Below are 20,451 nucleotides of genomic sequence, written 5' to 3' on the forward strand. Positions count from 1 at the left end.
GAGTACATCCGGTGGCGGCCCTCGTCGGACGCGGCCGACTCTCAGCAGTCGGTGCGGTTCAGTCGCGGGTGAGGCGGCGGTGGGTGGCGCGGTGCGGACGGGCCGCTTCCTCGCCGAGCCGGTCGATCTTGTTCTTCTCGTAGTCGGCGAAGTTGCCCTCGAACCAGAACCACTGGGCCTGATCCTCTTCGGTGCCCTCCCAGGCCAGGATGTGGGTCGCCACCCGGTCAAGGAACCAGCGGTCGTGGGAGATCACCACGGCACAGCCCGGGAACTCCAGCAGCGCGTCTTCCAGCGACTGCAGGGTCTCCACGTCCAGGTCGTTGGTCGGTTCGTCGAGCAGCAGCAGGTTGCCGCCCATCTTCAGGGTGAGGGCGAGGTTCAGTCGGTTGCGCTCACCGCCGGACAGCACGCCGGTGGGCTTCTGCTGGTCGGGGCCCTTGAACCCGAAGGACGCGACGTAGGCGCGCGAGGGCACCTCGAAGTTGGCGACCTTGATGTGGTCCAGACCGTCGGAGACGACCTCCCACACGTTCTTGTTCGGGTCCAGACCGCCACGGCCCTGGTCGACGTAGGAGATCGACACGGTGGAGCCGACCTTCAGTTCGCCGGAGTCGGGGGTCTCCTCGCCGACGATCATCTTGAACAGGGTCGACTTGCCGACACCGTTGGGGCCGATCACGCCGACGATGCCCGAGCGCGGCAGGGTGAACGAGAGCTTGTCCATCAGCACTCGGTCGCCGAAGCCCTTGGTCAGGTCGACCGCCTGCAGCACATCGGTGCCCAAGCGCGGGCCGGGCGGGATGTTGATCTCGGCGGTGTCCATCTTGCGGTTGCGCTCGGCCTCGGCGGCGAGTTCTTCGTAGCGGGCCAGACGGGCCTTGTTCTTGGCCTGACGGGCCTTCGGGCTGGATCGCACCCAGTCGAGCTCGCGTTCCAGGATCTTGGCGCGCTTGGCGTCCTTCTGGCCCTCGATGGTCAACCGCTTGCGCTTGGTCTCCAGGTAGGTGGAGTAGTTGCCCTCGTAGGGGTGCAGCCGGCCGCGGTCGATCTCACAGATCCACTCGGCGACGTTGTCCAGGAAGTACCGGTCGTGGGTGATCGCCAGGACGGCACCCGGGTAGGTCTTCAGGTGGCCTTCGAGCCAGTTCACCGACTCGGCATCCAGGTGGTTGGTGGGCTCGTCGAGCAGCAGCAGGTCGGGCTGTTGCAACAGCAGCTTGCACAGCGCCACCCGACGGCGCTCACCACCCGACAACACGCTGACCGGGGTGTCCGGCGGCGGGCAGCGCAGCGCGTCCATCGCCTGATCGAGCTGGGAGTCGAGGTCCCAGGCGTTGCGGTGGTCGAGTTCGGTCTGGAGGTTGCCCATCTCCTCCAGCAGGGCGTCGAAGTCCGCGTCCGGGTCGGCCATGGCCTCGGAGACCTCGTTGAACCGGTCCAGCATGGCCTTGGTTTCGGCGGCCGCTTCCTGGACGTTCTCCAGCACGGTCTTGTCCTCGGTCAGCGGCGGCTCCTGCAGCAGGATGCCCACCGACTTGCCCTTGGCGAGCATCGCCTCACCGTTGTTGGGGGTCTCCAGACCGGCCATCACCTTGAGCATGGTGGACTTACCGGCACCGTTGGGGCCGACGACGCCGATCTTCGCGCCTTCGAAGAACGACAGGGTGACGTTGTCGAGAATGACCTTGTCGCCGATCGCCTTGCGGACGTTGTGCATCGTGTAGATGAACTCAGCCATGAACCAACCTTCAGTGCGTGATCGTGGGGTGCCCGGACACAGGCGGCACCCAACCTACCCGAACCGCAAATCACCTCGCATCGCCGACCGGGTGGAACCGCCCGGTCACGCGGACGGGACCGCCCGGCCCCACAGGGGTCCAACCACGGCCATTGCAGGGGACGACCCACGCCCGAACCCGGAAACGTCCTGGGTGCGTAGCCGCCGCGTGCCATGCAACGGACGCCCGCACCCGGACCGGAAACGTCAGCCGACCCCTGCCACGCCGCAGCGCTCACTCAGGCAGCCGCCTCCTCGGAATCGATCGGCTCGGCCGCCGCACCTGCTACCTCGGCGTCTGCCACCTCGAAACCTTCGGCGTCCTCGAGCGCCTGTCGGGAGGCCTCGTCGCGCTCGGCCTGGGCCTTGGCGGCCTTCTCATTGCGGCGGAACCCTTCGACGGTGCCGCGGGTGAGGTCGTGGCCGACCGAGTACGCCTCGATGTGCAACTGCTCGCGTTCCTCGCCCTCCTTCGAGGTCCAGGTCGCGGTGCGCAACTTGCCGTGCACCACGACCGGGTCGCCCTTGCGCAGGGAATCGCGCACGTTGTCGGCGAGTTGTCGCCAGCACTGCACGGTCAGCCACGTGGTGGGTTGGTCGAACCAGTTGCCGTTGCGCATCACCCGTGGGGTGTTCGCCAACCGGAACGTGGCCAGGTTCAGGTGGTCGCTCACCGTGCGGTGGTCGACCTCATTGCCGAGATTGCCGGTGATCGTGATCTGGGGCTCCATCCGGGGGCCTCCTTTCTGCTTACCCAACACAGTGGGCACCCGGATCGGTGAGTTCCCTCGGCGAAACGAAATTGTGGAGAGTGCTTCGAGGCGAATTCGAGCTGTGGAAAGTCGTCGTCCACGTGCCCGTGGCTGCGCCCCTCAGGCTGCGGCGCGCAGGGCGGCTTCGCGGGCGTCCCGATGCCGGTCGAGTTCGGTTTCGATCGGCATCAGCACCAGATCGTTGGCCACGTCGGCGATCGACAGGTACAGCGCCCGGCGGGCCCGGTGCGCAGCACGTTTCGCCCCGACCACCACCCCGACGCGGGAGAACAGTGCCAGTAACAACCCGGCCAACACACCGCCGACGGCGAGCACCGTCGGAGCCGGCACACCCCACCACAACACCTCGGGCAGCGGCGGCATCTGCAGGTAGAGCAGCAGGAAAGCCACCCCCAACCAGATCAGTCCGACCAGGGCGGTGAGCAGCACCAGCCACTGCACCACCCGCACCGCCGACCACCAGCGATGTTTGCGATCCATCCCCAGATCGGTGGTGGCCACGGCCCGGTCGAGTCGATCGGGCAACTCGGGCAGATGGGAGCGTCCGGCTTGGGCAACCGCCATCGACCAGCCGCGCGGCATCGCCTCGGCGCTGCTGCGGGTGATCTCGCGCACCGCGGTCTCGACCCGGGCCGATTGCACCCCCGAAGCGGCCGGCAACGAGGTGCGGCCCACCCGGGAGGGGTCGATCTCCTTGCGTTCCACCGCGCCGCCGACGCCCTTGCGCAGCCGGTCGAGGTGCAGTCGGCGCAACGGGTCGGGCTTGAATCGTCCGATCCAGGCCAGTACCGGCCAGCCGGTGGCTTGGGCGCCGCGCTGGCGCCAGGCACTGTCGACCGCGTCCACCACCGCAGGCACCCGGGCGGCCTCGGCCAGGGCGCCGATCAGCCGTTTGCGATCGGTGTCGGCCAGTTCGGTCTGCGGGCCGGCAGCGGTGGCGCCGGCCAAATCATCGGCAGCCGCCCGCACGTCGGCGGCGAGCCGGTTCGCGGCCGCGGCCTTCGCGGTGACCAGTTCGGCCAGTCGGGCGCGCAGTTCGCCGACTCCGGCCCCGGTACGCGCCGAGGTCGCGTGGATCTCCACCTCGGCCAGACCTTCGGCGTCCAGTAGCCGGCGCAGGTCGGTCAGGCAGCGTTCGAGTTCGGCCTCGCTCAACCGGTCGATCTGGTTCAGCACCACCAGCATCACCCCGGCATGGCGGGCCATCGGGATCAGGTAGTTCTCGTGCAGAGCCGCATCGGCGTACTTCTGCGGGTCGAGCACCCAGGCCACCGCGTCGACCAGTTGCACCATCCGGTCGACCTCTAGCCGGTGCGCGGCCTCGGTGGAGTCGTGGTCGGGCAGGTCCAGCAACACCAGCCCGTCCAGCGACGGGGCGGGTGGCCCGGCTCGTCCGGGCAAGGCCAGCCGGCGTTTCGGCGCGGGCAGGGCCAGGGTCGGGTCATCACCGCTGAGTTGGTGGCGGGTGCGCACGTCCAGCCAGTCGAGCAGATCGGTGGTCGGCTCGGATCCGAAGACCGCGGCGGTGGTGGTCGAGGTGGTGGGACGGCGCATGCTGACCGAGGACAGTTCGGTGCCGGTGAGGGCATTGAACAGGCTGGATTTGCCCGACCCGGTGGCCCCACCGAGCGCCACCACGGTCGCTTCACCCGAGAAGGCGAGCCGGTGGTCGGCCTGGGCCACCACCCGTTCGGCCTCCTCCACCGCCGCGTCGGGGGCTCGTCCGCGTGAGAGGTCGGCCGCCTCGGCCAGCGCACGAGTGCGTTCGGGTAGCGACGGGCTTGTCGTGCGGGCCATCAGCGCACGTCCCGTTCGGATTGCTCGGACCATTCGGCAGGTTGCGGCTGGGCATGTTGGGGCTCAGCAAGCTGGGGTTCGGCGTGTTGGGATTGCGGCAACAACTCACCTTCCAGAATCGGGGCCTGCACTCCGGCGGTGTTCACCCCGGGCAGAGCGGGACGTGCCCCACCGATGGCGGGCTGTTCGGCGGCCCCGAGTTCGGCAGTGCCGCCCGAGCCCACCATCAACGGCCCACCTTCGCGGGCCCTGGCCACCGCGGCCGCGGCGGCGCGAATCCGATCCCCGGCCGAGGTGTCGAGGCCCAGTTCGCTGAGGCGTTCGTGGTAGCGCAGCAACTCGCCGGCCATCAGGGCCTCGATGCGGTTGTCGAGGTCCTCCTTGGCGGTCTTGGCCAGCCGCCGGACGGCGTCGTCACCGAAGATCGCCTCCAACAAGCGCTGGGCCAGTACCGCGGTGCCGCCGGCCACGCCGACCTCGGCACCGACCAGACCTCCGGTTTGGGAGAAGATGAAGATCATCAGCGCCACACCGACCGCGTTCACCCCGAGGGCGGCGAACCGGGCCCGGGAGCGGCGTTTCATGCCCTCACCGGCGACCAGTTCGAGTACCGACCGCTGCCAGTCGCGGATCGTGGTGGCCACGCCGGAGTAGTAGTGCGGGGAGGCCCGTCCCAGGTCGACCGGGGAGCGGTCGAGCAACTGTCGACCGGCGACGTGGGCGTGCCAGGAGCGTTCGACCCGTTCGGCGGCGGCCTCCCCCTCGTCCCGGATCAGTGCTTCGAGGCCGGATTCGACCGCCACCTCGAGGTCATCGGTGCCCGGTGGCCGACCGCGGATCCACGAGGTGAGCCGGTCACGCAGCCAGCTGATCTTCTCCTCCACGACCCGCAGCACCTCGCCGGTGCCGACGAACTCGTGCCAGCGGGCCAGCACCTCACCGCGCAGCAGGGTGCCGTCGGCCGATTGCACCGCGATGGTGCGTACCGCCTCGGCATAGGACGCGTCGGCCTCCTCGCTGAGCTGTACGACGGTGTGCACCTGGTCGTCGACCTGTTGGGCCAGCGGGACGGCGTGCTCGGCCAGCGCCCCGATCGCACCGTCCAGGGTGCGCCGGATCACTTCCTCGCGGGTGCTGCGGTCGGCGGCCAGGCCGGCCAGCCAGCCCCGGATCGGAGAGACCGCCGCATCGGGCAACAGCCCGTCCTCGTCGGTGGTGGTTTCGGGTACCGCGAACAGCGGCGACTCCCCCAGGCCGCGTTCGGTCATCAACTGGCCCAGGTGGGCGGGAATCTCGTTCATCCCGGCCGGGGGCACCCGGTCGAGCACGACCGCGACCATCGCGCTGCGGGCGGCGGCTTCGTGCAGGAACTCCCAGGGCACCGCATCGGCGTAGCGGGCGGCACTGGTCACGAACAGCCACAGGTCGGCCGCGGCCAGCATCTGCGCGGCCAGGGCCCGGTTCTCGGCCACCACCGAATCGACGTCGGGGGTGTCCAGAATCGCGATGCCCTGCGGCAGCGACGGTTCGGGTACCAGCCGCAGGGTGGACGAGTCGTGCGCCTCGGTGGCGGTGCGGGCCAGGCCGGGCAGGATCCGGTCGGCGCTGAACCACTGCTCGTCGGCGGGGTGGTGCACCAACACCGGTGATCTGGTGGTGGGGCGGATCACGCCGGGGGTGGTGACCCGCCGTCCGACCAGGGAGTTGACCAGGGTGGATTTTCCGGCACCGGTGGACCCGCCGACGACCACCAGCAACGGGGCGTTCAGGGTTGCCAGGCGCGGCAGGACGTAGTCGTCGAGTTGGTTGCGCATCTGTTGGGCGATGCGTTGGGCGTGCTCGGCACCGGGCAACGGCAGCGGTAGCCGCACGTCGTCGATGGCGGAGCGCAAACGGGTGAGTGCTTCTTCCAGGCTCTCGACCACCTGCGCCTCCCTACTACTGTGGCGGCCCCCATGTCGGGTCGACCGCCGAGTACTGTTTCGACGAATGCCCCAGTGGCGCACTTCCCGGGGTGCCGGCGGTGACCTGTGGGGTCGATGCCGGGGCTCCGGTGGGAGGTGCCCACTGCTGCGGTGTCGACCATTGTTTCAGGCCACCGCGACGACGCAGCACACGCCACGGGTAATCCGGCTTTCCTTCCGGGGTAATGATCGCTCCGGAACCACGCAGGGCGCGGGCCTGTTCCAGTAGTTCGCGTTCCCGCTGCCAGCCTGCCTGGTCGACCAGGCCGCGCACCATGGCGTCGCGCAGGTAGGCCAGTTCGCTGAGGGTGCTGTGCCAGGCGATCGTCGGGGGCAGGTTCCGCACCGGGTGCCAGATGGCGTACCACAGGGCGCGGATCCGCTTGCGCAGACCGGAGACACTGTCGGGGTCGCCGGGTTCCAGCCAGCCCATCTGGACGTATTCGGTGAGGCGGTAGTGCACCAGCCGTCCCTGCTTGTTGACCTCACGGACCACCATCACCGCCAGGCGCACCACCAGCAGCAGCGCGGTGACCCACATCATCAGCAGCACCGGGCCCTGCACCAGGGTTGCCGTGGCGTTGAAGGACATGTGCAGGAAGGCGGCGGCCAGGAAGCCGACCAGTGGGGCCAGAATGCGGACGGTTTTGCTCTTGGTGCGCAGCGCGAGACCCAGTCCGATGCCGATCATGATCGTGAACAGCGGGTGGGCGAAGGGGGTCATCACCCCACGCAGGAAGAAGATCTGACGCAGGGCTTCGTCCGGGGACGCCACCCCGTAGGTTTCGGCGGCGTACCGGTAGGCGCGGCCGTAGTAGAGGATGTTCTCGACGTAGGCGAAGCCGATCGCGCTCAGCCCGGCCAGGGACACTGCGCTGAGTCGGGACACCCAGCGGTATCGCAGCAGGATCGCCAGCAGGAACAGCACCGAACCCTTGGTGGCTTCCTCCACGAAGGGGGCGACGAAGATCGCCGCCCGGGAGGCGGTGGCCGGGTCGCCGCTGCCCTCGATGCTGAGGTTGCCGGCGGCCCAGGTGTTGATCTGCATCGACAAGAAGGTGGCCACGCAGGCGCCCCAGCCCAGCGCGAGCAGCCAGATCCACAGCCGTTGCGGACGCCAACGGTCGGACAGGATGAAGGCCAGAGCGAACGGGATCAGGCTGATCAGACCCCAGGCGGCGCCCTTGTCCCAGGCTTCGGCACCCATGCCGGGCAGCACCCCGCCGGCAACCTCGCGGTCGTGGACGACCTGGTTGTACAGCAGCACCAACAGCACGATGTAGGTCACCACGAGCCCGACCGACACCCAGGTGAACGGGGTCTTGATCAGCCGCTCGGGCCAGGACACGCCGGGATTCGGCTTCGGCGGCAGCCCGGATTTGCGGCGCGCTCGGGTGTCGGGGTCGGTGGCCATGAGTTTCAGGGTACCTGCCGGTGAGGGCGTCGCGCCCGATCGAGGCGGTGTGAGGCGGTTGGGGTACGCAAACCCCCAACTCAGGACGGGCGAATCGGGTCGGAACCGTGGTTTTCGGCGTCTGAGTTGGAGGTTTTGGTACCCGGACGGTCGGCACGGTGCGGTTGCCGGCGTGGTCTTCCCTCCCGGCTCGCCGAGTCAGTACTCCACTGCTGGACCCAAGCCAGGGTGACCCCGTCCCCATCGTGGCGAGGATTTTGGTTGGTTGTGGGTCATGGGATAATTCTTCGGTCGTGCCCGGCGTAGCCGGGCGCGCTTGCCCCTGTAGCTCAGTTGGATAGAGCAGCGGCCTTCTAATCCGCCGGTCCCCCGTTCGAGTCGGGGCAGGGGTGCCACAGCACCGGTCACTCCAGCATCGCCTTGACCAGCGGACCGGCGGTTCCCGAGCCGGACTTGCCGTCGTGGACGAAAACAACGATCGCGACCTGCTGATTCCACCCGACCATCCAGGCATGGGTCTTCGGCGGGTTGTCGGTGCCGTATTCGGCGGTGCCGGTCTTGCCGGCCAACAGCACGCTGCGCAGGCGGCTGCCGGTGCCGTTGTCGACCACGGCCTTCATCATCTTCTGCAGTTCGGCCGCCTCGGCCGCGGTGAGCGGCTTGCCCGATGGTTTGGGCTGCTGACCCTCCACCAAGTACGGGATGACCGTCTTACCCGATCCGATCGAGGCGACCATGCCCGCCATCGCCACCGGGGAGGATTCGACCAGGCCCTGTCCGATCAGCGATTCGGCCTTGCCCACCTGGTTGACCGGGTCCGGAACCGACCCGTAGAAGACCGGGAACCCGGCGTCGTAGTCGGTACCCACGCCCAGGCTGGCGGCAGCCTCCCTCAGGTCCTTGGGGGTGATCTTGTGGTGTTCGGCGATGAAGGCCGTGTTGCACGAGGTCGCCATTGCCCCGGCCATGCTGGTGCGTCCGGTCGCGCCGGAGGGGAAGTCGGCGTAGTTCTTGAACATTCGTCCGTCGACGGTGTAGGTCGAGGTGCAGCTCACGGTCGTGTTCGCGGTGTACCCCTTCTTGCGCACCAGAGCCAAGGCAGTGACGGGTTTGAAGGTCGACCCGGGGGCATACCGGCCGAAGCTGGCGTTCGGGTTGGCCCCATCGGCGGGGCTGTTGGCCGCGACCAGAATCGCGCCCGTCTGCTTGTCGACCACCACGATCGAGGCCGACGGTTTCACTCCGGCCAGCAACTTCTCGGCCTTCATCTGCAGATTCAGATCGAGGGTCACCCGCAGCGGCTGCCCGGGGCTGGGCCGGGTGCGGAACAGTTCCTCCCAGGTCTTCTTCTCCGGCTGCGGGGTCGGGGACGGGGTTTGCGGTGACGGGGTGGTACTCGGCGAAGGTGATGCCGATTCGGGTATGCGGTCGACCAGCACCACTCGGTCGCCCGGTTCGCCGCGGAGTTGTTCGTTGTAGCGGGCCTGCAAGCCCGAAGCCCCGGTCACGTCGCCGGGGTTGATCCGTCCCCCCGATTTCTTCACGTCCTCCTCGGTCACCGGGGCGACACCGCCCAGCAGGCCTTGGGCGAAGGTGCGCGACGGGGCCAGGATCCGCTCCGACGGGATCGCCCGGGCACCCGGGATGGCCGACATCTCCTTGGGCAGCGCCGCCGGTGACCCGCCCCGCACCACGAGCGCCTCGACGAACGCGATCGGGCCGGCAGCCTTCACCTTGGCGACGTAGTTGTTGACATCGATCTTCAGCAATTGGGCCAGTTTCCTGGCCGAGGCGGTGGCATCGGCGCCACCGAGTTGTTGTTTGTCGATGCCGACCTCGAGCACCTCGCGGCTCATCACCAGCGGCTCGGCGCCGCGTCCGATGATGTTGGCCCGATCGGCCGACAGGTACTGATGCACCAACCGGGTGCCGTTGGTCAGTTTCGGATGGATCAGCGCGGGGGTCCATTGCAACTGCCAGGTGTCGTCGACCAGACGGAAGGTGGCGGTGGTGTTGTAGGCCCAGTGGTCGGATTCGAAGGGCCACTCGATCGACAACGGGACGGTGGCCACCTGCTCGTCATCGCTCAGCGTCGGGGTGTCGGGGGTGACGGTCGGCACGATCCCGTCCATGCCGGACATGATGGTGTCCCATTCGGCCTGCAGATCCACCCCGGGTGGCCCGGCCACCTCGGAGAGGTCACCGGCGCTGAGTGCCTCGGCCACCGATTGCGCGGTCGGCCACACCGGCGGACGGGACGGCGTTTCGGTGCACGCGGCCAGCCCGATCACCATCACCAGGGCCAACACCATCGCGATCCGCTTCATCACCCGGCAAGTATGACCGAGCCGGCATGGTGCACACCGCAGCACACTCGGGTGGGTCGGATCGACATTTCATGCGAGGATCGGCCTCGTGGCCGGACCGAAGAACAATCTGCGATTTCTGATCGCGACGTACTTGCCGACCACCCTGGCCACCATCGGGGTCGGCGGAATCCTCCCGCTGATTCCGCTCACCGCCCGCCAACTCGGCGGCTCACTCGAAATGGCGGCCTTCATCACCGCCCTGATGGGCATCGGCCAACTCGTCGGTGACCTACCCGCCGGGGTGATCGCGGCCAAGATCGGCGAGAAGCGGGCCCTGCTCGCAGCCGCGGTGCTGGACGCCGCCGCCCTGCTGACCGCCTGGCAGGCCAAGAACCTGTTCATGCTGGGCGCGGCGGTGTTCGTCGTCGGCCTCGCGACCGCAGTGGTCGGGTTGGCCAGATTGTCGTACCTGACCGTGGCGGTGCCACCGAACTGGCGGGCCCGGGCCCTGTCGACCCTCGGCGGGGTGTTCCGAATCGGGTTCTTCGTCGGACCGCTGATCGCCGCCGGCATCGTCGCGGTCTGGGGTATGACCCCGGCCTACCTGTTGGCAGCGGTGATGAGCATCACCGCCGGCCTGGTCACCCTGGCCCTACCCGACCTGCCCGCCGACCCGACCCCGGCCGGCACCACCCCACCGAAGGTCGGCCTGTGGTCGGTGCTGCACGAACACCGCCGGGTGCTCGCCACCCTGGGTGTCGGTGCGTTGAGCCTGATGTTGGTGCGCTCGGCCCGGCAGGCGATCCTGCCGTTGTGGTCCGACCACGTCGGATTGGACCCCGCGGTCAGCACCTTGCTGTTCGGCATTTCGATGGGCGTCGACATGACGCTGTTCTACTTCGGCGGCGCGATCATGGACCGGTTCGGCAGGCGGTACGTGGTGCTGCCGTCGATGGTGATCATGGGCGTCGGATTGTTGGTGCTGCCGCTGGCGACCACCGCGTTCACCATCGGCCTGGTCGGTGCGCTGCTGGGCCTGGGCAACGGCATCTCGTCCGGAGTGGTGATGACCATGGGTTCGGACGCCTCCCCGGCGGTCGGTCGCACCCAATTCCTGGCCGGGTGGCGGTTGATGGCCGACGCCGGAAACGCCGGTGGCCCGTTGGTGATCAGTGCGGTCACGGTGGCCTTCCCGCTCTTCGTCGCCAGCCTGGTGGTGGGGGTACTGAGCTTCCTCGGTGGGGGCTGGTTGCGGCACTTCCTGCCGCGCCGCAACCCCGAGTGACCGCGCGCCCGAGGCCGACTCGGGTCTAAGGTGCTGGCTGTGAGTAATGACCGCATGGTGTGGATCGACTGCGAGATGACCGGCCTCGATCTGAACACCGACGCCCTGATCGAGGTGGCCGCACTGGTCACCGACGGTGACCTGAACGTGCTCGGTGACGGCATCGACGTGCTGATCAAACCACCCGCCGAGGCGCTGGAATGCATGGGCGATTTCGTCCGCGAGATGCACACCAGCTCCGGGCTGCTGGAGCAGCTGGCCGACGGACTGGAGATGGCCGAGGCCGAAAAACTCGTCCTGGACTACATCCGTGAGTGGGTTCCCGAGGAGCGCAAGGCGCCGCTGGCCGGCAACACCATCGGCACCGACCGGGCCTTCCTGGCCCGCGACATGCCCACCCTGGAAGGCCACGTGCACTACCGCAATGTGGACGTGTCCTCGATCAAGGAATTGGCCCGCCGCTGGTTCCCGCGCGCCTACTTCCACGCTCCGGCCAAGGCGGGCAACCACCGTGCCCTGGCCGACATTCAGGAGTCGATCGAAGAGCTGCGGTACTACCGCGAGGCCGTGTTCATCGCCCCGCCCGGTTTGAGCACCGAAGCGTTGAAGCACCTGTCCGAGAAGTACGCCGGGAGCTTGGCGCCCACGGTCGACAGTGACCCCGTCGGTCGCTAACGTCCCGCGCATGTCTTCTGACTCGATCGGCGGCACGCCCCCGGACTCGCCCGACTTCCATGTGGCGTTCGCCGAGAAACTCGAGGCCAAGGCTGCAGAACTGGCCAAGCTGGCCGAGAGCGTTCAGGCGGCCACCGAGGTCGAGGTGATGAACAACTACGCCCGGATGCGCGTTCAAGGGGCTCGGATCGTGGCTTTCGAGTTCACCGATGCGGCGGTTTCGGTGGCCAAGAGCAGCCTGCCGCAGCACGTGATGAGTCTGTACGAGGAGGCCCAGGCCCGGTTGGCAACGCAGAACGCCAATGCCCTGTCGGGGCTGGGGATCGACCTGATGTCGGGAATGCCGGGCAATGTCCGCGAACGAGCGGAGGAACTGGAGTGAGTTCATCGGAGATCTCCGAGATGCTGCGGGCCTTTCTCAACGACCCGGACCGGTTGAAGTACCACCAAAGCGGTGACCCGCACGATTGGCAGCGCCGGTTCGAGGACCGGATCGAGAACATCGGACGCCAGGGCGCGGCCCTCAACGAGCGCATCCAGCAGGTGGAGGCCGAGGCCGGCGACCGCGTGATCGGCGTCCGGGTCGGTGCCGGTGGGCAACTGCTCGGGCTGCGCTTTCGTCCCGACGCCGGCAAGGCCACCCGGGAACAGTTGACCGCCGCCTTCGCCGAGCAGTATCAGGCGGCGTGTGCCGAGGCCGACGAGCAGATTCAGCAGATCCTCGCCGACAGCGACCTGCCCGTGAGCGACTTCAACCCCTTCGGCGAACCCGATCAGGATGAGGAGACGACATGAGTTTCACCGTTGATCCGGACGAACTCGACCGCCACCGGTCCCATCTCGTCAGCATGCAGGAGACGGCCGAAGGGGACATCGTCGCCAAGGCGTCCAACCCGAAGGTGCTGTTGGCCTACGGGCTGATGTACTACGGAATCATCGGCTTCTGGATGATGGTGGCCAATGCCGAAACCCGTCACGTGGTGAAGGAAACCGGCACCGCTTTGGAGTACACCGCCGCCACGATCGGCGACATTCTGCAGACCTACGCCGATGCCGAACTCACCCACGCCCAGAAGGCCAAGGAGATCGAGGACGAGGTGGGCGAACTGGACGGGAAGGTGCGCTGATGCCGGTTTACGAGATCGTCCAGGCCGTCGAGGCCTGTCAGCAGGCCGAAGGGCTCGGCGGTGGCATCAACGCCGCCGCATCGGTCGGGTCGGCCGGGCTGGAAGTGATCGGCGCGGTGATGAACCCGGTTGCCGCGGTCGTCAAGGCTCCGCTCGAGTTCCTGTTGGACTGGATCCTGAGCTGGTGCACCCCCTTGCGCGAGGTGGTCGACGCCCTGCTCGGCGACCCCGCCGCGATCCGCACCAACGGCGATGACTGGATCGCGGTGGGCGAGATGCTCGAACAGGTCGGCCTGGAACACCAAGGCACCATCGGTGACTTCCCGGGCTGGACCGGTGACGGCGCGGACGCCTACCGCAACGACGTCCACCCCTACATCAGCCAGGTCTTCAGCAGCGCTGCGGGGACCGCGAAGTCGTTCGGCGACACGTCGATCATGGTCGGTGGGATCATCGGGGCCCTGCGCGAGATCATCTGGGGGGCCATCGTCGACCTGCTGGCCGAGGTGATCGCGTCCGCGCTGATCGCCCTAGCCGCGTCGGTGCCGAGCCTGGGCGGCAGTATCGCCACCTTCACCGGCTGGTGCGCGGCGCGGATGTCGAGCATGTTCATGTGGATGGGCAGCAAGCTGCGCCACTGCGGGGGTGTGCTCGGCAAGATCGGTGACGTCATGGTGAAGATGGGCGACGAGTTCGGCAAGGCCGCGAAGGCGATGGGCCAGTTGAGCGGAAAGTTCCGGGCCGGCGCTGCCACCTCGCAGAACTTCCGCACCACCTTCAACCAGGTTTCCCAGGCCCGGAGCCACATTCCGGGGTTGCCCGAATCTGTCGGTGCAGGAACCAGTGCAGCAGGCGGCGCCACTCAGACGGATCGGGAATGACCCCGAACCCCAAGCCATCGCGATGGATGGGGCTGGTCGCACTGACCCTGGTCGCGACGATGGGCATCTGCCTGTGGCTGGTGCCCTCGATCGCGAACCGAATCGGTTCCGGCTGGGAGGGCGAGCAACTGCGCACCGGAACCGCCACGATCGTTGAGTGCCGCCGCGCCTTCACCGGGCTGTTCCTCGACCACGTGTGCACCGCCGACATCAGGTGGGACGCCGGAACCACCGAACCTGAGAACGTCCTGGCGGCGCAGTCGCCGTACTTGGTCTGGTCGCCGACTTCGGTCGAGGGCGAACATGCCGTCGCCTCGTACCGCAGACCGGCGGTGACCCGACGAACCCAGCCCACCGAGGTGGTCGCCACGCTGGATCACCCGGCCGGGACGAGCCGGATGTGGCTGGGCGTCGGCTACGTGCTGGCGATCGTGCTGCCCTTCCTGGCGGCGGGTGCGGTGATGAAGCTCGGGTCGGTGCTCGGGGTCGGCCCGCAGGTCGGGAAGCGGCGCTCGAATCGGCGAGCGGTGGCGGAGTAGACGGTTCGTGCGGGACCGGTTTCGGGTAGTGGCTGCGATTGGCGAAGCCGCATGATTCCGGGTACTCTTCTGTGGTTCATACGGCCTCGGCCGTGCGACATGGTGGGTATAGCTCAGCGGTAGAGCACCTGGTTGTGGTCCAGGGGGTCGCGGGTTCAAATCCCGTTACTCACCCCATGTGATGTGGCCCCCGGCATCGGTTGATCCGGGGGCCACATCATTTCTCCCTGGCGAAGCGCGCAACTCAGGACAACTCGCTGCCTGCGAGCGGACGTAGCGTGGTTCCTCCCAGCGGCAAACGGCCGTCGGGAGGTCTTCAGGAGTGCGCCATGTCCATCCCGAAAAACACGATCTGCCTGTGGTTCAACGGTGACGCCGAGGAAGCAGCAACCTTCTACGCGTCGGTCTTTCCCGACACCAGTGTGGACGCGGTCCACCGGGCTCCGACCGACTTCCCCGGTGGCAGCGCCGGCGACGTGCTGACCGTCGATTTCACGGTCTGTGGCATCCCCTGCATGGGCCTCAACGGCGGGCCCGACTTCCCTCAGTCGGAGGCATTCTCGTTCCAGATCATCACCGAGGACCAGGCCGAGACCGACCGCTACTGGAACGCGATCGTCGACAACGGTGGACAACCGAGCGACTGCGGCTGGTGCAAGGACAAATGGGGCCTGTCGTGGCAGATCACCCCGCGCGTACTCGCCGAGGGTGCCAATTCGAGTGACCCGGACGTGGCGCAGCGCGTGTTCACCGCCATGATGACCATGCAGAAGATCGACGTCGCAACGATCGAGAAGGCCGCCGCCGGCGGGTAGCCCACGAGGCTGCGGAGACATGGTCCTACGAGGGCGCTGACGTTCGGCAGATTCTCCCGACCAGAGGTGTTAGCTGACCCATGCCTTGGCGAACAGGGGCATCATTTCGGTGTTGGGGACGAGCCCATGCACGTTGTCACCGAACATGTAGTACCAGGTCGAACCGCCGAGGTTCACCGAAGCGAAGTCCCGGTGGTACTGCTCCTCGATCTTGCGCATCGTGTCGGCCTGCTGGTCGGCCGGAAGGGCGCGCAGTTCCTCGATCAAGCGGTCCATCTCCGGGCTCGCATAGCCCATCTGATTCTTGAACGACTTCGAGTGCATCTGGGCATACAGTCGGGAGGCCACGTGTTCGTCCGACATCATCAGTGATGTGCGGGAGATGTCGTAGTCGGTGTCGAACATGACCCGCTGCACCATCTCCGCGGGATTGCGGAGCGTATCGACCTTCACCGTGAAGCCGGCCGCCTCCAACTGGGCGGTCAGTGTCAGCGCGGCATCGCGTTCTGTGGCGCTGCTGAGCGCAACGAAGGTCAGCTCGCCGTCGTAGCCGTCCGTCTTGGCTTCGGCCAGCTCCTGCTTGGCGAGTTCCGTGTCGTAGGGCGGTACTTCGGCGTCGTTGGCCCAGGCGGAGTTTTCGATCCACAGTTCCTTGCCCGGCTGGCCGATACCGTCGAAGATGCGGTCGTACAGCGTCTCCGGTTCGATCGCGTGCGTGATCGCAGCACGTACCTTCGGGTCGTGACCGGGACGACCCTCACGATGATTCACCAAGAGCAGATCGGAGCGGCTGTACGCCCAGGTGAAACCGGCAGTTTCCGCTTCTCGGTATTTCTTGACCAGTTGTGGGTCTTGGATCAGTGCTCCTTGCACTTGCTCGCCATCGAAGGTTTCGGTCTTAGTCTGGTCGGGGCCGAGCCAGACGAAGCGGAGCTTGTCCAAGTAGGGCTTGCCGTCCCAGTAGTCCGGGTTGGCCTGTAGCACCAGTTCTTCGTTCTGGGAATGTGAGGCAAAGATGAATGGTCCGGCCCCGATCGGCTTGAAGTGGTCCTGGCCGCCCTCGATGGCTGCCGGCGCCACGATGTGGCCGAAGCCCAGAGCCAGGGTGGCGTCAAACGTTCCCCAAGGCTCGGCGAGGTCCACTCGTACTGTGCGGTCGTCGACCTTGTGGGCGCCCTTCCACAGCGGGCCGATGACCCCCGCGTCGTACCCCTTGTTGTCGAGGTAGTACTTCATCGAACCGATCACCGCGTCGGCATCGACGGGCGTACCGTCGGAGAACTTCACCCCGTCGCGCATCGTGATGGTCCACTGTGTGTAGTCGTCGTTGGGCTCGACGCTCTCGGCCAGTTGCGGGACGAACTTCTTCTGCTCCATGTCGAACCGCATGAGCGGGTCGTAGATCGCCGCCATCACCGTCCCACCGGTCGTACCTGAGGACAGTGTCTTGGCCGGGTCCAGACTCCGGGGTTGGGCGACCTCGGCGACCGTCAGCGTGCCACCCGACTGTGGCTCCCCCGGCACCGGCTTCTCGATGATCGCCGGTTTGAAGACATCCGAAGATCCCGACTGATCGTCCGGCCGGTCGCCGGGTGCGTCTTGCTCCCGGGCGCCACACGCCACCAAAAGCATGCTGATCGCAGCCAACGCAGCAACCGATCGCAAACGGGAACGACCATTCAACATGCCAGACGTCCTTTCGTGTGGGCTTGAGCCGAACCGCCCGGGCAACTCGCATGCCGAATGCCTTCTGATCCCTGCTGCCGGAGCACCAACCGGGGGGTGGGTGGTGCCAAGCCGTCCTTCAACGATGTGGACGGAAGCTAATAGAGGTGCCGCAACTCTCCGCCGACTTTTTGGTCAGCGGAAACACTGCGCCTCCCCCGAACCCGACGACTCTCGAGCTACTCCTGCTCGGCGTCCAGCAGTTCTTCCAGAGCGTCGCTGTGGGTGACCGTGTTGTCGCGGACGAAGGCCTCGTGGCGGGCCTCGATCAGGCCGAGCTCGTAGCGGTAGTTGATCATCACGCCGTAGCCGCGGGACAGCGCGCTTTCGGACAGGTCGGCCGGCCAGGTGATCCGGTCGGCCGAGGCGCCGTTGCCGAGGTGGAACCGCGCGACCGGGTCGAGCGGTGCCCCCTTCGGGTTCTTCGCCCGCAGGAAATACCGCGCTGCTGCCCCCAGCACCGCCGGACGCAGCGACTCCTGCAGGTTCTGGTCCTGCAACCACGTCCGCTCATCCAACCGATCCACCAACTCGGCGACCGCAGCATCGTGTTCGGCTTCGGATGCCAACCACCGAGCGAAACCGGGTGCCGGCGATAGGGTCACGAAGCGCTGCAGACCGGGCAGGTCCTGACCAAGTGCCGCAACGACCTGTTTGAGCAGGAAGCTGCCGAAGGAGATCCCGCGCAGCCCGGTGAGAGAGTTGTTGATCGAGTAGAACACTGCGGTGTCGGCGTCCTCGGGGTCGATCGCTTCACCGGGCTCCAATAGCGGCGCGATCGCACCGGGGATCTCTCGGGTGAGCGCCACCTCGACGAAGATCAGTGGTTCGTTGCCGGTGGTCGGGTGGAAGAAGGCGTAGCAGCGCCGATCGACCGGGTCGAGGCGGCGGCGCAGTTCGTCCCAGCCGTCCATCGGGTGCACCGATTCGTATTCGAGAATCTTCTCCAGAATCGATGCCGAGGTCTCCCAGTCGATCCGGCGCATCTCCAGAAAGCCGCGGTTGAACCAGGCGGTCAGCAGGTGCACGAAGTCGGCATCCAGCGGCACCAACTCCGGGTCCCGTTTCGCCGCCCGCAACAGGTCGGCGCGCATGTGCACCAGATCCAGGGTCGCCCCCGAGGTCATATTGAGTCGCCGCAGAAGCTGTTGCCGGCGCGGTTCGGCACTGCGAAACAGCACCGCCAGGTTCGCCGCATCGGGATTCTCCGACCAGTCCGCATAGGCCGCCCGGATCGGTGTGGCCTCGGCACCGAAGTGGTCGCGCAGATGCCGGAAGAACGCGGCCTTGCCCTCCTCGTCGAGTTCGGCGTAGGCATCCACGGCTTCGGCGGCAACCGCCACCAACGAGGCCTCACCCAACTGCCCCATCAACACATCGCAGGCGGCCAACAACCGCTCCAAGGGCGGACGTGCCAGCGCATGTTCCAGCGCCTCGGGGCTGTCGGGGTCACGCTCGCGGGAGCGTCGCTCCCCGGTCAACGCCCGAATCAGGTCCGTGAGAAACGGGCGGCTGCGCCTGGCCATGGATCCTCCTCCACTCGACCGGCACGACCGGCACAAACGCTGGACGTGCGGTCGCTCTCATCCAATCAGGGCCGGCCCCACCACCGACGACCGCCCGACAACCGGGACGCGGTGACCCCCGATCAGCACCGAGCGCCCCATCTGCACACTCGCCCGCTGCTGCAACCTGCCCGATCTCGAGGAGCAAAGCCATATGTGGGTTTTGGTAGCCGAAATCAGGCACGTTGCAGCAGGGGAAGGCGGGCAGGCGTGGAAGCGGGTGCCCAGCAGCCCGAACACGGACCCACCGGGCGGCGCTCCACAGGCTCGGGCAGGCGGCCATGCGGGGCGGGGCCGGGCAGCACCGTCACATCGGGCGGGGCCACAACACCGCTTGATAGCATCGACGCCTCAACCGTCCGGAGGTCATCATCGCTTCATCCGAACTCCCCGCCGCAGCTACTTACGACGCGCGCGCCGACGAGTACGACCGCTGGTTCGACGAGAATCGCGAGTTGTACGAGGCCGAGATCGCCGCGTTGGAGGAACTGCTGGCCCCGATCCGAGCCGACCTCGGGACGGACGCCCGCGGCCTGGAGGTGGGTGTCGGTACCGGACGCTTCGCAGCCCCGCTGAAGATCGGCCACGGCGTCGAACCCGCCCCCAAGATGGCCGAGCTGGCACGTCACAGCGGCATCGACGTCACCGAAGCTCCCGCCGAAGCCCTGCCCTTCGACGACGCCACCTTCGACCACACCGCCTTCATCACCTCGCTGTGTTTCGTCACCGACGCCGCCCGGTCACTGCACGAGGCCCGCCGGGTCACCCGCGAAGGCGGCTGGATCCTGGTGGCCTTCCTGAACCGGGCCAGCGCCCTCGGTGAGCAACTCGCCGCCACCCAGCACAGCGACCCCTTCTACGAGCACGCCACCCTGCGCACCGCCGACGAGATCGAAGCCCTGCTGCAGCAGGCCGGCTATCGGGTGCACGACGCGCGCCAGGTCACCCTGTCCGACGACGGCCGCCCCGAGGTGCGTCCCGGCACCGACGCCGGGCTGTTCTGCGCCTTCAGCGCCCGGTTGACGAACGGCCACTGATGTCCGCGCACGACTCCGACACCCCCGAACAGGACGACTCGGGCATCTCCTGGTCGTCGCTGCTGCGCACCCTGGGCCTGGTTGCGGTGATCGTGGTGATGGTGTGGCTGGCCTTCAACGTCCGGCTGCCCCCGTTGAAGGAACTGCGCGCCGACATCGAGTACTTCGGCTGGTGGGGCTGGCTGGTGTTCATCGGCAGCTACGCCCTGGTGGCCCTGACCCCGATTCCGGTCACCCTGATGGCGCTGGCCGCCGGGGTGTTGTTCGGCACCATCGGCGGCACCGTGCTGTCGCTGATCGGGTCGATGCTCGGTGGCATCGGGGCGTATTGGATCGCCCGCGCCCTGGGCAAACAGACTGTCCTGCGGTTACTGGGATCGCGGGCCGCAACCCTGGAGAAACGTCTCGACTCGGCCGGTTTCGAGGCGGTGTTCACCCTGCGGGTGATGCCCGGAATGCCGTACTGGCCGATCAACTACGGGGCCGGAGCACTCGGGGTGCCGTTCGGTGAGTTCGCGACCGCCTCGGGCATCGCCTCGCTGCCCGGCCAGGCCTCCCTGGTCTCGATCGGTTCCTTCGCGGCCCAACCCAACCTGTGGAGCGGCTTGGTGGTGGTGATCTCCTGGGCCGTGGTGCTGGTATTGACCATCTGGTCGTGGCGGGTGTTGAAGGGCTCGTCCCACCGCTCCCTGCCGGGCGCACCCAAGGGCCACTGACCGGGGCCGCCCCTCGCGTCCGGAGGCAGGTGACCGGGCGCTCGTTATA

At 67.4% G+C, this 20,451-nt stretch carries 18 protein-coding genes and 2 tRNA genes; 12 read left to right on the top strand and 8 right to left on the bottom strand.

Annotated elements, in window-relative coordinates; genetic code table 11:
* Positions 1 to 58: 58 nt before the first annotated feature.
* The 5 genes from ettA to ACR4XW_RS14800 all read right to left on the bottom strand — a co-directional run bounded on the left by ettA (position 59) and on the right by ACR4XW_RS14800 (position 7,728).
* Positions 59 to 1,741: an energy-dependent translational throttle protein EttA gene (ettA, locus tag ACR4XW_RS14780; protein WP_434761335.1), complete on the bottom strand. Its 1,683-nt coding sequence runs from the start codon at positions 1,739 to 1,741 to the stop codon at positions 59 to 61.
* Between the two features lie 278 nt (positions 1,742 to 2,019).
* Complete coding sequence (locus tag ACR4XW_RS14785; protein ID WP_434761336.1) at positions 2,020 to 2,511, bottom strand: single-stranded DNA-binding protein; 492 nt, start codon at positions 2,509 to 2,511, stop codon at positions 2,020 to 2,022.
* A 141-nt stretch (positions 2,512 to 2,652) separates the two neighbouring features.
* Positions 2,653 to 4,350: a GTPase gene (locus ACR4XW_RS14790; RefSeq protein ID WP_434761337.1), complete on the bottom strand. Its 1,698-nt coding sequence runs from the start codon at positions 4,348 to 4,350 to the stop codon at positions 2,653 to 2,655.
* Positions 4,350 to 6,275 carry a dynamin family protein gene (locus ACR4XW_RS14795; protein WP_434761338.1) on the bottom strand — a complete coding sequence of 642 codons (1,926 nt, stop codon included), beginning with the start codon at positions 6,273 to 6,275 and terminating at the stop codon, positions 4,350 to 4,352. The genes ACR4XW_RS14790 and ACR4XW_RS14795 overlap by 1 nt, the downstream gene beginning before the upstream one ends.
* 13 nt (positions 6,276 to 6,288) lie before the next feature.
* Positions 6,289 to 7,728 (bottom strand): PrsW family intramembrane metalloprotease, encoded by a 1,440-nt coding sequence (locus ACR4XW_RS14800; protein ID WP_434761339.1) that lies wholly within the window; start codon positions 7,726 to 7,728, stop codon positions 6,289 to 6,291.
* A gap of 318 nt (positions 7,729 to 8,046) precedes the next feature.
* Between ACR4XW_RS14800 and ACR4XW_RS14805 the strand changes: the two genes are divergently transcribed.
* Positions 8,047 to 8,123, top strand: a tRNA-Arg gene (locus ACR4XW_RS14805).
* A 9-nt stretch (positions 8,124 to 8,132) separates the two neighbouring features.
* Here ACR4XW_RS14805 and ACR4XW_RS14810 read toward each other — a convergent pair.
* Complete coding sequence (locus ACR4XW_RS14810) at positions 8,133 to 10,055, bottom strand: penicillin-binding transpeptidase domain-containing protein (RefSeq protein WP_434761414.1); 1,923 nt, start codon at positions 10,053 to 10,055, stop codon at positions 8,133 to 8,135.
* A gap of 88 nt (positions 10,056 to 10,143) precedes the next feature.
* Between ACR4XW_RS14810 and ACR4XW_RS14815 the strand changes: the two genes are divergently transcribed.
* From ACR4XW_RS14815 to ACR4XW_RS14855, 9 genes are all read left to right on the top strand, one after another.
* A complete protein-coding gene (locus tag ACR4XW_RS14815; protein ID WP_434761340.1) occupies positions 10,144 to 11,322 on the top strand; it encodes an MFS transporter in 1,179 nt (392 codons plus the stop codon).
* A 54-nt stretch (positions 11,323 to 11,376) separates the two neighbouring features.
* Complete coding sequence (gene orn, locus ACR4XW_RS14820) at positions 11,377 to 11,997, top strand: oligoribonuclease (RefSeq protein WP_434761415.1); 621 nt, start codon at positions 11,377 to 11,379, stop codon at positions 11,995 to 11,997.
* Between the two features lie 10 nt (positions 11,998 to 12,007).
* A complete protein-coding gene (locus ACR4XW_RS14825; RefSeq protein WP_434761341.1) occupies positions 12,008 to 12,379 on the top strand; it encodes a hypothetical protein in 372 nt (123 codons plus the stop codon).
* Positions 12,376 to 12,792: a YbaB/EbfC family nucleoid-associated protein gene (locus tag ACR4XW_RS14830; RefSeq protein WP_434761342.1), complete on the top strand. Its 417-nt coding sequence runs from the start codon at positions 12,376 to 12,378 to the stop codon at positions 12,790 to 12,792. Before ACR4XW_RS14825 ends, ACR4XW_RS14830 begins: the two co-directional genes overlap by 4 nt.
* Positions 12,789 to 13,124, top strand: coding sequence for a hypothetical protein (locus ACR4XW_RS14835; protein WP_434761343.1), 336 nt, complete (start codon positions 12,789 to 12,791; stop codon positions 13,122 to 13,124). The genes ACR4XW_RS14830 and ACR4XW_RS14835 overlap by 4 nt, the downstream gene beginning before the upstream one ends.
* Positions 13,124 to 14,005, top strand: coding sequence for a hypothetical protein (locus ACR4XW_RS14840; protein WP_434761344.1), 882 nt, complete (start codon positions 13,124 to 13,126; stop codon positions 14,003 to 14,005). The genes ACR4XW_RS14835 and ACR4XW_RS14840 overlap by 1 nt, the downstream gene beginning before the upstream one ends.
* Positions 14,002 to 14,544, top strand: a complete 543-nt coding sequence (locus ACR4XW_RS14845; RefSeq protein WP_434761345.1) for a hypothetical protein — start codon at positions 14,002 to 14,004, stop codon at positions 14,542 to 14,544. The genes ACR4XW_RS14840 and ACR4XW_RS14845 overlap by 4 nt, the downstream gene beginning before the upstream one ends.
* A gap of 102 nt (positions 14,545 to 14,646) precedes the next feature.
* Positions 14,647 to 14,721: transfer RNA gene (locus tag ACR4XW_RS14850), tRNA-His, on the top strand.
* Between the two features lie 152 nt (positions 14,722 to 14,873).
* Positions 14,874 to 15,359, top strand: a complete 486-nt coding sequence (locus tag ACR4XW_RS14855) for a VOC family protein (protein ID WP_434761346.1) — start codon at positions 14,874 to 14,876, stop codon at positions 15,357 to 15,359.
* A gap of 69 nt (positions 15,360 to 15,428) precedes the next feature.
* Here ACR4XW_RS14855 and ACR4XW_RS14860 read toward each other — a convergent pair whose 3' ends face one another.
* Together ACR4XW_RS14860 and ACR4XW_RS14865 are read right to left on the bottom strand one after the other, a co-directional pair.
* Complete coding sequence (locus tag ACR4XW_RS14860) at positions 15,429 to 16,991, bottom strand: ABC transporter substrate-binding protein (protein ID WP_434761347.1); 1,563 nt, start codon at positions 16,989 to 16,991, stop codon at positions 15,429 to 15,431.
* A 272-nt stretch (positions 16,992 to 17,263) separates the two neighbouring features.
* Positions 17,264 to 18,610, bottom strand: coding sequence for a malonyl-CoA decarboxylase (locus tag ACR4XW_RS14865; RefSeq protein ID WP_434761348.1), 1,347 nt, complete (start codon positions 18,608 to 18,610; stop codon positions 17,264 to 17,266).
* A gap of 494 nt (positions 18,611 to 19,104) precedes the next feature.
* On the opposite strand from ACR4XW_RS14865, the gene ACR4XW_RS14870 reads away from it, so the two are divergent.
* Together ACR4XW_RS14870 and ACR4XW_RS14875 are read left to right on the top strand one after the other, a co-directional pair.
* A complete protein-coding gene (locus tag ACR4XW_RS14870) occupies positions 19,105 to 19,686 on the top strand; it encodes a class I SAM-dependent methyltransferase (protein WP_434761349.1) in 582 nt (193 codons plus the stop codon).
* On the top strand, positions 19,686 to 20,402 hold the full coding sequence (locus tag ACR4XW_RS14875; RefSeq protein WP_434761350.1) for a TVP38/TMEM64 family protein: 717 nt from the start codon (positions 19,686 to 19,688) through the stop codon (positions 20,400 to 20,402). Before ACR4XW_RS14870 ends, ACR4XW_RS14875 begins: the two co-directional genes overlap by 1 nt.
* The last annotated feature ends 49 nt before the right edge of the window (positions 20,403 to 20,451 follow it).

Source organism: Pseudenemella bisphenolivorans (assembly GCF_051133435.1).
Classification (GTDB): domain Bacteria; phylum Actinomycetota; class Actinomycetes; order Propionibacteriales; family Propionibacteriaceae; genus JAAYAO01.